Annotated in this window: 10 protein-coding genes; 5 read left to right on the forward strand and 5 right to left on the reverse strand. The window is 70.9% G+C overall.

What is annotated here, in order from left to right:
• Positions 1-16: 16 nt before the first annotated feature.
• Positions 17-97, reverse strand: coding sequence for a putative leader peptide (locus AQJ67_RS50585; RefSeq protein WP_351078001.1), 81 nt, complete (start codon positions 95-97; stop codon positions 17-19).
• Between the two features lie 137 nt (positions 98-234).
• Between AQJ67_RS50585 and AQJ67_RS01580 the strand changes: the two genes are divergently transcribed.
• Positions 235-1,146, forward strand: a complete 912-nt coding sequence (locus AQJ67_RS01580) for a LysR family transcriptional regulator (protein WP_062716133.1) — start codon at positions 235-237, stop codon at positions 1,144-1,146.
• Positions 1,147-1,194: 48 nt separating this feature from the next.
• Here AQJ67_RS01580 and AQJ67_RS01585 read toward each other — a convergent pair whose 3' ends face one another.
• The 4 genes from AQJ67_RS01585 to AQJ67_RS01600 are packed head-to-tail and all read right to left on the reverse strand — an operon-like array spanning position 1,195 to position 4,593.
• Positions 1,195-1,947, reverse strand: coding sequence for an amino acid ABC transporter ATP-binding protein (locus tag AQJ67_RS01585; protein WP_159058713.1), 753 nt, complete (start codon positions 1,945-1,947; stop codon positions 1,195-1,197).
• 44 nt (positions 1,948-1,991) lie between these two features.
• The gene (locus AQJ67_RS01590; protein WP_107122781.1) at positions 1,992-2,942 is read right to left on the reverse strand and encodes an ABC transporter substrate-binding protein; all 951 of its coding nucleotides are present in this window, start codon (positions 2,940-2,942) and stop codon (positions 1,992-1,994) included.
• A 2-nt stretch (positions 2,943-2,944) separates the two neighbouring features.
• Positions 2,945-3,460, reverse strand: a complete 516-nt coding sequence (locus tag AQJ67_RS01595; RefSeq protein ID WP_062716135.1) for a GNAT family N-acetyltransferase — start codon at positions 3,458-3,460, stop codon at positions 2,945-2,947.
• Positions 3,457-4,593 carry an LLM class flavin-dependent oxidoreductase gene (locus AQJ67_RS01600; protein ID WP_062716136.1) on the reverse strand — a complete coding sequence of 379 codons (1,137 nt, stop codon included), beginning with the start codon at positions 4,591-4,593 and terminating at the stop codon, positions 3,457-3,459. The genes AQJ67_RS01595 and AQJ67_RS01600 overlap by 4 nt, the downstream gene beginning before the upstream one ends.
• 608 nt (positions 4,594-5,201) lie before the next feature.
• Here AQJ67_RS01600 and AQJ67_RS01605 point away from each other — a divergent pair.
• From AQJ67_RS01605 to AQJ67_RS01620, 4 genes are all read left to right on the forward strand, one after another.
• Positions 5,202-6,209 carry an amino acid ABC transporter permease gene (locus AQJ67_RS01605; RefSeq protein ID WP_062716137.1) on the forward strand — a complete coding sequence of 336 codons (1,008 nt, stop codon included), beginning with the start codon at positions 5,202-5,204 and terminating at the stop codon, positions 6,207-6,209.
• Positions 6,206-8,182 carry an FAD/NAD(P)-binding protein gene (locus tag AQJ67_RS01610; protein ID WP_062716138.1) on the forward strand — a complete coding sequence of 659 codons (1,977 nt, stop codon included), beginning with the start codon at positions 6,206-6,208 and terminating at the stop codon, positions 8,180-8,182. The genes AQJ67_RS01605 and AQJ67_RS01610 overlap by 4 nt, the downstream gene beginning before the upstream one ends.
• A 339-nt stretch (positions 8,183-8,521) precedes the next feature.
• A complete protein-coding gene (locus AQJ67_RS01615; protein ID WP_062716139.1) occupies positions 8,522-9,628 on the forward strand; it encodes an ABC transporter substrate-binding protein in 1,107 nt (368 codons plus the stop codon).
• Positions 9,629-9,674: 46 nt separating this feature from the next.
• Positions 9,675-10,194 (forward strand): ABC transporter ATP-binding protein (locus tag AQJ67_RS01620; RefSeq protein WP_244190338.1); only part of this gene is annotated, 520 nt, incomplete at its 3' end.

Below are 10,194 nucleotides of genomic sequence, written 5' to 3' on the forward strand. Positions count from 1 at the left end.
AGGCCGGTCTGTGCGCTCAGACCCGACAGCGACAGCAGGAGCTGGAGACACGCGCGAGGTCGACGTGGCGTCGCCGCGTGAGGTCCTGTCGCTTCATGTCATCGATCAAAGCAGCGGGGAGTCCGGCCGGTCAAGAATGCCCGGACGTGATTCCACATGCTGAGAGTCGGTATTCACGAGGTTGTGACAGGGATTCCCTTGAACCCGGTCCGCGGCGCGGCGCACTCTCCTTGGGTGCGTATCGAACAGCTCGAATACATCGCCGCCGTCACGCGTTTGGGATCGCTGCGGCGGGCCGCCGACGAACTGCACCTCTCCCAGCCGGCGCTCAGCGAGACCGTGCGCAATCTGGAGCGGGAACTGGGCGTGGAGCTGCTGGAGCGCAAGCGGTCCGGCGCGAAGATCAGCGACGAGGGGCGGGAGCTGCTGCCGCACATCATGAGCGTGCTGGACGCGGTCGACCGGCTGCGCGGCGCGGCCGGCGACCAGCACCGCATCAGCCGGATGGTCCGGCTCGGCACGGTCAACACGGCCACCGTCCCACTGGTCATCCCGACGGTGCGGGAGTTCCGCTCCTCGCACCCGCTCACCCAGGTCGAACTGGTCGGCGCTCAGCAGTCGGAGATCCATCGCGGGCTGCTGGAGGGGGCGTTCGATCTGGGGCTGGTGAACTACCTCGGCGGCGACGACCTGCCGCCCGGCTTCGAGACCACGGAGCTGCTGCGCGGCCGTCCGGTGGTGTGCGTACGCCCGGACAGTCCCCTGGCCGCCCTGGAGGCGGTGGACGCGGACAGCCTGCTGGCCGAGCCGCTGGTGGTGATGCGGTCCGGCTATGTCATGCACCGCTTCCTGCACCGGCTGCTCGACGGCCGTACGCCCTCGTTCTCCTACTCCACCGACGGCGCCGAGATGGGCAAGCTGATGGTCGCCGAGGGACTGGGGGCGACCGTGCTGCCCGACTTCAGTGTCCTCGGCGACCCCCTGGAGCGGCGGGGCGCGATCACTGTACGGCCGCTCGCGGACGACGCGACCGACGTGCTGCTGGTGTTGCAGCGCCGGCCTTCCGCCTCCGTGCCCCGCGCGGTCCGTGATCTCAACGAGCTGTTCGTGCGCAACGCCCGTGCGTACCGGACGCGAGCGGCTTGACCGGACCGCTGCCCTTGTTGACCTTGCGGCCCGGGTCGGTCAGTGGAGTCAGAGGACCTTGGAGAGGAAGGCGCGGGTGCGTTCCTGGCGGGGGTGGTCCAGGACGGCGGTGGGCGGGCCCTGTTCCACGACGACTCCGCCGTCCATGAACACCACGCTGTCGGCGACCTCACGGGCGAAGCCGATCTCGTGAGTGACGACGATCATGGTGGTGCCGGTACTGGCGAGGTCCTTGATGACGTCGAGGACCTCGCCGACGAGTTCCGGGTCGAGGGCCGAGGTCGGCTCGTCGAAGAGCAGCACCTTCGGTTCGAGGGCGAGCGCGCGGGCGATGGCCACGCGCTGCTGCTGGCCGCCGGAGAGCTGACGCGGGTAGGTGTCGGCCTTGTCGGCCAGTCCGACCCGGTCCAGGAGCCGGCGGGCGGTGTCCTCCGCCTCCTTGCGCGGGCGGCGCCGTGCGGAGACGGGCGCCTCCACGAGGTTCTCCAGCACGGTCAGATGCGGGAAGAGGTTGAAGTTCTGGAAGACGAACCCAATGTTCGTCCGCTGCCTCAGGACGTCCTTCTCCCTCAGCTCGTGCAGCTTGTTCCCGGAGCGGCGGTAGCCGATGAGTTCGCCGTCGATGCTGACCCAGCCGCTGTTCACCTTCTCCAGGTGGTTGATGGTGCGCAACAGCGTGGACTTCCCGGAGCCGGACGGGCCGAGGATCACGGTGACCTCGCCGGCACGCACCTGGAGGTCGACGCCGCGCAGCACTTCCAGCGGGCCGAAGCTCTTGTGGACGCCGTGGACGTCCACCATGACGGCGCTCAAGAGATCTCCTTCGTCGCGAACCGGCGCATGGGTCACCTGTGTTCGGCCGGGTTGATCCGCGACGTGTCGATCGCGGAGGCGGCGGTGCCCCACTTGGTGAGGATCCGGGCGTAGGCGCCGTCCTTGATCAGCTCGTTGACGGCGGCCTGGAAGGCCTCGGTGAGCGGGGAGCCCTTCTTGAAGGCGAAGCCGACGTCGAGGCGGTGGAACTCGCCGAGGAACGTGGTCTGTGAGGCGGCCTGGGCGGCCTGGTAGCGCAGTCCGTTGATGGTCGACATGATCACGTCGATACGGCCCTGCTGGAGCGCGGTGAGCGTCGCCCCGTTCTCCGAGTAGACCTTCACGTCGTACGGCTTCTTGCCGGCCTTGGCGCACACGCCCTTCTGGGCGGTGAGGGTGGCCTCGAAGGTGGTGCCGGCGCCGGTGCCGATGGTCAGCCCGCACAGCTCGGTGAGGTCGGTGACCTTCTTCTTGAGCGTGGTGTTGCCCTTCTTCACGGCGAAGCCCTGGCCGTCGTTGATGTAGGTGGCGAAGTCGATGGTCTTCAGGCGCTCGCTGGTGACGCCGAAGTTGCCGGTGCCGACGTCGTACTTGCCGCTGCCGAGGGCGGGCAGGATCGTCTCGAAGGAGGCGTCCTGGCGCTCCAGCTTCACGCCGAGCACCTTGGCCGCGGCGTCGGCGAGGTCGATGTCCAGGCCCGCGGGCTCCTTGTCCGTGCCGTTGGGGTAGTAGGCGCTGGGCGGGCCCGCGACCGAGCTGCCGACCCGCAGCGTGCCCGCCTTGCGCACGTCGGCCGGGAGCAGGGCGGCGACGGAGTCCACCTTGCGTACGGCGGCGACCGGGTCGTCGGTCGGCGCGGGCGAGCCCTGGGCGCCCACGGCCGCCGTGCCGTCACCGTCGCCGGAACCGCAGGCGGTCAGTGCCAGCAGCGGGAGCAGGGCGAGGGCGGCGGCGCCGCGCAGACGGGTTCTGATCGTGCGGATGGTCACTGGTCGGCGGCCCTTCCCGTGTGTTCCCGGACTGCGAGGTGTTTCTCGAAGGGCAGCGGCCCGATGGTCTCCGGGTCGGCCTCGGTGTCGAACAGCGGTGTGTAACCGGTGGCCAGGTACAGGCCCCGGGCCTCGGGCTGGCGTGGCCCGGTGGTCAGCCAGAGCCGCCGGTAGCCACGGGTCCGCGCCGCGCGCTCCAGCTCGGCGAGGACGCGCCGGGCGAGGCCGCGTCTGCGGTGGGCGGAATGGGTCCAGATCCGCTTCAACTCGGCCGTGGCGGCGTCGTACCGGCGGAAGGCGCCGCCCGCGACGGGCTCGCCGCGTTCCAGCAGCAGCAGGAGCAGACCGCCGTACGGTTCGGTGAACTCCTCGTCCGGGTAGCGGGCGATCTCGTCGTGCGCGTCCGCGCCGTAGCGGGTGGAGTACTCGTGGCCGAGTTCGCGCAGCAGCGGCTCGACCCGGGGATCGGAGACTGGTACCTGAATGACCGTCAATTCCGGTGCGGAGGTCACCCGTTCACCGCCGTGAGGGCCTGCGCGCCGCGTGCCGCCCGCTCGGCGTCGCGCTTGGCGACCTCCTCGCGGACGATCGGGATGACGTGCCGGCCGAAGTCGATGGCGTCGCCCAGCAGGTCGTAGCCGCGCGCGGAGAGGATGTCGACGCCGAGGTCGTAGTAGTCGAGCAGCGCCTGGGCGACCGTCTCCGGGGTGCCGACCAGGGCGTTGGAGTTGCCCGCGCCTCCGGTCGCGGCGGCGGTCGGGGTCCACAGGGCCCGGTCGTAGCGCTCGCCCGCCTCGGCGATGGCGATGAGGCGCTGGGAGCCGGTGTTCTGCGGTTGGTCGAGCCCGTTGTGGCGCTTGGTGATCGCCTCGCCGCGCTCCTTGCGGGCCTTGATCGCGCCGACCGTGCGGTGGGCCTTCTCCCAGGCCAGCTCCTCGGTCGGGGCGATGATCGGGCGGAAGGCGACCTGGATGCGCGGGACGTCGGTGCGGCCGGCGGCCTTCGCGGCGGCCTTCACCCGCTCGATCTGCTCGGCGGTCTTCGCCAGCGGCTCGCCCCACAGGCAGTAGATGTCGGCCTCGGCGCCCCCGGCGGCGTACGCGGCGGCCGACGAACCGCCGAACGACACGCCGGGGCGGGGCTGTTGTACGGGGAAGACGTCGCTGACGAAGTCGTGGAAGCGGTAGTGCTCGCCCTCGTGGTCGAAGGGCTCGTGGGTGGTCCAGATCTTCTTGACGACGCGGATGTACTCGCGGGTGCGGGCGTAGCGCTCGTCCTTGGTGAGCGTGTCGCCCTCGCGGCCCTGTTCGTGGTCGTTGCCGCCGGTGATGAAGTGCACGGTCAGCCGGCCCTCGCTGATCTGGTCGAGGGTGGCGAAGGTCTTGGCGGCGAAGGTGGGGTACGACACGTTGGGCCGGTGGGCGAGCAGGATCTGGAGGCGGTCCAGCCGGCTCGCGATGTACGCGGCGGCCGGCGCCGGGTCCGGCGATCCGGAGCCGTAGGCGAACAGCACCCGGTCCCAGTCGTGGTCCTCGTGCGCCCGGGCGAGCCTGAGCGTGTACTCCTTGTCGAACGCGGCGCCGGAGCGCGGCGTGGTTTCGGAGCCGTCGTTGGTGGCGGCGATGCCGAGGAACTCCACGGGCATGGGATGACCTTTCGGAAATGCGGCGCACGGGAAGGCAGGCCGAACCGGCGGCCGGGCACGGCTGAACCACCTTGCGTGCAGGCATGAATGACGGTCCGTCAGTCGACGGCTGACGGCTCTGGTGCGGGCGTGACGACGCCGGGCGTCGAGGGGAGGAGAAGGGGGTGCGGCGGCAGCGCGCGAAGGGAGGACTCGGCCCGCGACGGGGTCACCGAGGGAGGGAAGGGCCGGTCAGACGGCCCGCTGCCGAGTCAGACGCAACACGCCGCGGACCACACCCGACCGAAGTCGATGTGATCGCGCGTGACCAAGCGCTGCTGGGCATTCATGCGACCAATTGAGCAGGACATCGCGCTTCCCGTCAAGCGAGGCCCGGATGCCGGACCGGCACGACCGGCTTCGCACGGCGCGCTGTTGACACGGCGACGCCATGGGCACATACGATCGAAGACGGACCGGCTCCGCGCTGCGCGGCAGCCTCTCCGGCCGCGTTGAGGGACGCGGCGGCGTGACGACACCGAAACCCGGCGCCGGCAGCGGATGCGGCTGAGCACCGTCCTGCCCCCGGGTCACCCACGTCTGCGTTCCCTCCCCCGGAGAGCCTCCTCATGGTCACGCCGCCCGATGTCACGTCCACGCCTGCCGCGAAGACCCCGCGGGCACCCGACGCCCCCGCCCCCGACCTGCCCCGGATCGTGCCGCGCCGGCACGCCGGCCGGTGGCTGACCGCCGCCGTCGCCCTGCTGCTCTTCGCGATGGTGCTCAACTCCGTGGTCCGCAACGAGGCGTTCCAGTGGGACGTGGTGGGCCGCTACTTCACCACCACCGCCGTGCTCGACGGACTGCTGCTCTCGCTGTGGCTGACCGCGGTCGTGATGGTGCTCGGCTTTCTGCTCGGCACCTTGCTCGCGGTCATGCGGCTCTCCGCCAACCCGGTGCTGCGCACGCTGAGTTGGGGCTACGTGTGGGTCTTCCGGTCCACGCCGCTGCTGGTGCAGCTGCTGTTCTGGTTCAACATCGGCGCCCTGTACCCGACGCTCGGCCTGGGCATCCCGTTCGGCCCGGAGTTCCTCACCGTCAAGACGGTCAACCTGCTCGGCCCGACCCTCACCGCCGTGATCGGCCTGACCCTGCACGAGTCGGCCTACGCCGCCGAGGTCGTCCGCGGCGGCATCCTCTCCGTGGACGCCGGGCAGACGGAGGCGGCCCAGGCACTCGGTCTGAGCAGACGCCGCACCCTGCGCCGGATCGTCGTGCCGCAGGCGATGCGCTCCATCGTGCCGACCGCCGGGAACATGCTGATCGGCACCCTGAAGGGCACCAGCATCGTCAGCGTGCTGGCCGTGCACGACCTGCTGTACTCGGTGCAGCTGATCTACAACCAGACGTACCAGGTGATCCCGCTGCTGATGGTCGCCACGCTGTGGTACATCGCGGTGACCACGGTGCTGAGCGCGGGCCAGTTCTATGTCGAGCGGTACTACGCCCGCGGCAACTCCCGTGCCCTGCCGCCCACTCCGCTCCAGCGGCTGCGCGGCCACCTGAGCGCCGTACGCCTGCGCTTGAGCGCTGCGACGGCGTCCGACGCCCGCCCGGCGATCGGCGGCGACCGGTGAGCGGCGACCCTTCCTCGGCCGTTCTGGTCGTCGTCGGCGCGGGGCCGCGCGCCACGGGGCTGCTGGAGCGGATCGCCGCCAACGCGCCCGAACTGTGGGCCGGGCGGCGGGAGTTGCGGATTCATCTGGTGGACCCGCATCCGCCGGGGCCGGGGCGGGTCTGGCGGGACGAGCAGTCCGGGCTGCTGCGGATGAACTCGATGGCGGAGGACGTCACGATGTTCACCGACGAGTCGTCCACCATCGAGGGCCCGGTACGGCCGGGTCCCTCGCTCGCCGAGTGGGCGGCCCAGTTCTCCGGCCGGGGCCCGCGTCACCCGCCCTACGTCGAACCGGCCGACCCGGACGTGCTCGCCGAGCTGCGCTCGCTGACCGGGAGCGACTTCCCCACCCGCCGCGCCCAGAGCGCCTACCTGGACTGGGTGTTCCGCCGGGCGCTGGCCGAACTGCCGCCCACCGTCACCGTCGAGTGGCACCGCACCACCGCGACCGCCGTCACCGGTCCCCCCGACGGCCCCCAACAGGTCCACCTGGCCGACCGCGCCACCCCGCTCACCGCCGACCTGGTGGTCCTCGCCCAGGGACACATCGGTTCCCTCCCCGCCGCCGGGGACCGCGACCTCGCCGCCTTCGCCCGCCGGCACGGCCGCTTCCATCTCCCGCCGGAGTTCTCGGCCGACGCCGACCTGTCCGGGCTGCGCCCCGGGGAACACGTCATCCTGCGCGGCTTCGGGCTCGCCTTCATCGACCTGATGTCCATGCTCACCGAGGGCCGCGGCGGTACCTACCGCACCGAACCCGACGGCACCCTCACCTACCTGCCGTCCGGCCGCGAGCCCGTCCTGCACGTCGGATCGAGGCGCGGGGTGCCGTACCACTCCAAGACCCGCTACCAGCTCCAGGGGCCGCGGCCCCCGCTGCCCCGGTACTTCGGTCCCGACGCGGTCGACGGGCTGCTCGCCGAGGGCCGCCCGCTGGATCTGCGACGCGATGTTTGGCCGCTGATGGCCAAGGAGATCGGCTTCGGCCACTACCACGAGCTCTTCCACGCCCACCCCGGGCGCACCGCCCTGCCCTGGCCGGACTTCGTCGCAGCGTACGACCGGCTGGACTGGTACGGCGACGAGAGGGCGGCCCTCGTCGCCAAGGCCGTACCGGACCCGGCGGACCGGCTGGACTTCGAGCCCCTGGACCACCCCTTGGACGGCCTCTCCTTCCCCACCCCGGACGCCTTCCAGGACCATCTGCGCGACCACGTCGCCCGGGACGTCACCCGCCGCGAGGACCCGGAGTTCAGCGCCGACCTCGGGGCGTTCCTCGCCCTGCTCTCCCTGTACGGGCAGCTGCCCCGGCTGGTCGCGGCGGGACGGCTGACCGCACGGTCCGTCGCCGAGCATCTCGACGGCTGGTGGCAGGGCTTCTTCAACTTCCTGGCCTCCGGGCCGCCCGGCTTCCGGCTGCGCCAGCTGCTGGCCCTGTCCACGGCCGGGGTCGTCCGCTTCCTCGGCGCCGGTATCCGGATCGGCACCGACGAGACCACCGGCACCTTCACCGCGACCAGCGCCACCGTCCCCGGCCACACCGTCCACGCGCCCGCGCTGATCGAGGCATATCTGCCCGCCGCTTCCCTCGACCGCACCGAGGACCCCCTCCTGCGCGAGCTGCACCGGGCCGGCGCCCTCACCGAGGAGGTCATCGCCGACGCCACCCACACCCACCGCTCCGGACTGCTCGCTGTCTCCCCCGCGGACGGCCACGTCCTCGACCCGTCCGTCGGCGGCACCCATCCGCGTCGTATCGCGCTCGGCGCCCCGACCAACAGCCGGGCGGTAGCCGCCTTCGCCCGTCCCCGCACCGACGCGCCCGCCTTCCGCCAGAACGACGCGGTGGCGCGCGCGCTTTTGCGCGCCCTTGGCGCCGGGCGCGTGACCTGGGACTTCTCGAATAGCGAGCAGGAAGTGTCCATTATATGAAAAGCCCCTTGGGATAGGGGCGGGCTTCTGCCACGATCCCCATCAACCAGGTAGGAAAACTAGGAATCTGTGGGGTGGGGTGGCCATGAGCACGCGCGACCGCACAGACCTGTCGTCGCCCCTCCTGACCACACGTCGCCACATCGACTTCGGCCGGACGTCCAGCGCCATCTGTCGGCCCGTCTGAGCCCCTCCGCGCTTCCCGGCCGTCCCCCCACATCGCTGCGCCCCCTGCTGTCCCACCGGGACGGCGGGCGAGTGGTGTGCCGGTGCGCACCCGCAGGCTTCACGCCCCGTGCCGTACCTCCCTGATCACCCTTTCCCTGAGAGGACACCTCCGTGTCTGCCGCAAGACCGCTCACCACCCTGCGCACCTTCGCCGTCATCGCGGCGCTCCCCCTGCTGCTGACCGCCTGCGGCTACGGCGCCGAGTCCACCGACGACGGCAAGCAGGCCGAGGTCGCGGCGGACGCCAAGAAGCTCTCCGCCGACGAGGTGAAGATCGGCTACTTCCCCAACCTCACGCACGCCACCGCTCTGGTGGGCGTCCAGGAGGGCCTGCTCCAGAAGGAGCTCGGCGGCACCACGATCAAGCCGTCCACGTTCAACGCGGGGCCGTCGGAGATCGAGGCGCTGAACTCCAAGTCCATCGACATCGGCTGGATCGGCCCCTCCCCCGCCATCAACGGCTACACCAAGGCGGACGGCAGCAACCTGCGGATCATCTCGGGTTCGGCCTCGGGCGGCGTGAAGCTCGTCGTCAACCCCGAGAAGATCAAGTCCCTGAAGGACGTCAAGGGCAAGAAGATCGCCACCCCGCAGCTCGGCAACACCCAGGACGTGGCGCTGCTCAACTGGATCTCCGAGCAGGGCTGGAAGGTCGACGCGGAGAGCGGCAAGGGCGACGTCTCGGTCATCCGCACCGACAACAAGATCACCCCGGACGCCTACAAGTCCGGTTCGATCGACGGCGCGTGGGTGCCGGAGCCGACCGCGTCCAAGCTGGTCGCCGAGGGCGCGAAGGTGCTCCTCGACGAGGCCGACCTGTGGCCCGACAAGAAGTTCGTGATCACGAACCTCATCGTGCGGCAGGACTTCCTGAAGGAACACCCGGACGTCGTCGAGGCCGTGCTGCGCGGCTCGGTGAAGACCAACGCGTGGATCAACGCCAACCCGGACAAGGCCAAGGCCGCCGCGAACAAGGCCCTGGAGCAGCTCTCCGGCAAGGCCCTGCCCGCCGACATCATCAACCCGGCGTGGAAGTCGATCACCTTCCTGGACGACCCGCTGGCCGCGACCCTCGACACCGAGGCGGACCACGCGGTCCAGGCCGGCCTGCTGGAGAAGCCCGACCTCAAGGGCATCTACGACCTCGCGCCGCTCAACAAGGTCCTCAAGGCCGAGGGCAAGGACGAGGTCGACGACGCCGGTCTCGGCGTCAAGTAGCACCCGCCCGCACCCCGCACCCGACGTTTCCCAGGAGGTGACGACCATGGCCACGTCGACGGCCACGACCGCCGAGGTCGCCGAGGACGCCACGACGGCGACGTACGCCGCCCGGATCGAGCATGTCTCGAAGTCCTTCGCCGGCCCCGCCGGACAGCAGCTCGTCCTGGACGACATCACGCTCGATGTCGCTCCCGGCGAGTTCGTCACCCTCCTGGGGGCCTCGGGCTGCGGCAAGTCCACCCTGCTCAACCTGGTCGCGGGGCTGGACCGGCCGTCCGCCGGCACCATCGGCACGGACGGCCGGCCCGCCCTGATGTTCCAGGAGCACGCGCTGTTCCCATGGCTGACCGCGGGCAAGAACATCGAACTCGCCCTCAAGCTCAGGGGCGTACCCAAGCCCGAGCGCCGGCCGGAGGCGGAGCGGCTGCTCGAACTGGTGCGGCTGAAGGGCGCGTACGGCAAGCGGGTGCACGAGCTGTCCGGCGGTATGCGGCAGCGGGTCGCGCTGGCCCGCGCCCTGGCGCAGGACAGCCGGCTGCTGCTGATGGACGAGCCGTTCGCCG

The sequence above is a fragment of the Streptomyces caeruleatus genome (assembly GCF_001514235.1).
Taxonomy (GTDB): Bacteria; Actinomycetota; Actinomycetes; order Streptomycetales; family Streptomycetaceae; genus Streptomyces; species Streptomyces caeruleatus.

Bases quoted from the DNA above. Each gene is read 5' to 3' on its own strand.
- AQJ67_RS01585 (WP_159058713.1), bottom strand. From the start codon at position 1,947: ATGGTGGACGTCCACGGCGTCCACAAGAGCTTCGGCCCGCTGGAAGTG.
- AQJ67_RS50585 (WP_351078001.1), bottom strand. From the start codon at position 97: ATGAAGCGACAGGACCTCACGCGGCGACGCCACGTCGACCTCGCGCGT.
- AQJ67_RS01605 (WP_062716137.1), top strand. From the start codon at position 5,202: ATGGTCACGCCGCCCGATGTCACGTCCACGCCTGCCGCGAAGACCCCG.
- AQJ67_RS01600 (WP_062716136.1), bottom strand. From the start codon at position 4,593: ATGCCCGTGGAGTTCCTCGGCATCGCCGCCACCAACGACGGCTCCGAA.